This is a genomic window from Agrilactobacillus composti DSM 18527 = JCM 14202 (genome assembly GCF_001436375.1).
GTDB classification, from domain to species: domain Bacteria; phylum Bacillota; class Bacilli; order Lactobacillales; family Lactobacillaceae; genus Agrilactobacillus; species Agrilactobacillus composti.
The window spans coordinates 1-773 of record NZ_AZGA01000072.1 but is presented as its reverse complement, the minus strand read 5'-3'; the positions used below and the strand labels follow the sequence as shown (position 1 = coordinate 773).

General features: G+C 47.3%; 1 protein-coding gene. It reads right to left on the bottom strand.

The genetic code is table 11. From position 1 onward, the window contains the following. A partial coding sequence (locus FC83_RS12280; RefSeq protein WP_476692193.1) for a phosphohexomutase domain-containing protein occupies positions 1-773 on the bottom strand: 773 nt, incomplete at both ends.

The following is a 773-nucleotide window of genomic DNA, read 5'->3' as shown; positions in this document are numbered from 1 at the left end:
GCCTTTTCAGATTCAGCTTGGGTCCCCACATAGAATTTGATCTTAGGTTCCGTCCCAGATGGTCGAATGGCGATCCAAGTGCCATCTTCTAGTTTGTATTTCAACACATTGGAGACGGGCATATCCATGGATTCCACCTTGCCATCGGCATAATAGGCCTTTTGAGCTTCATAATCTTCGGTGACGTTGACATCAACCTTATTGAACGCACTTGGTTTTTCTTCTCTGAAGCGTTCCATTAAGGCTTTCATTTCTTGGCCCCCCTGAATACCAGGGAAGTCTTTAGAGACCGTCTTTTCAGAATAATAGCCGTATTCTTGATACAATTTCTCCAGGCCATCATAAAGGGTCAGGCCCTGGGCTTTGTAATAAGCAGCGACTTCAGATAAGAGCACCGTGGCCTGCATGGCATCTTTATCCCGGACAAATGGTTTGACCAGATAGCCATAACTTTCTTCAAAGCCAAATAGGAATTCATGGTCGCCGGTCTCTTCAAAGTGTTCGATCTGTTCGGCAATAAATTTGAAGCCCGTTTCCACATCGATCATCTTCACGCCATAACTCTCAGCGATCTTCGTGGCTAATTCTGTGGATACGATGGATTTCACCACAGCCCCATTAGCTGGCAGCGTCCCGGCATCTTTTCTGGCTTGTAAGATATAATGCAATAAAATCGAAGCAATTTGATTCCCCGTCAACAGTTGGTAACTGCCATCGGGCTGGCGTACGGCCGTCCCTAGGCGGTCGGCATCGGGATCCGTGGCGATCAGGAC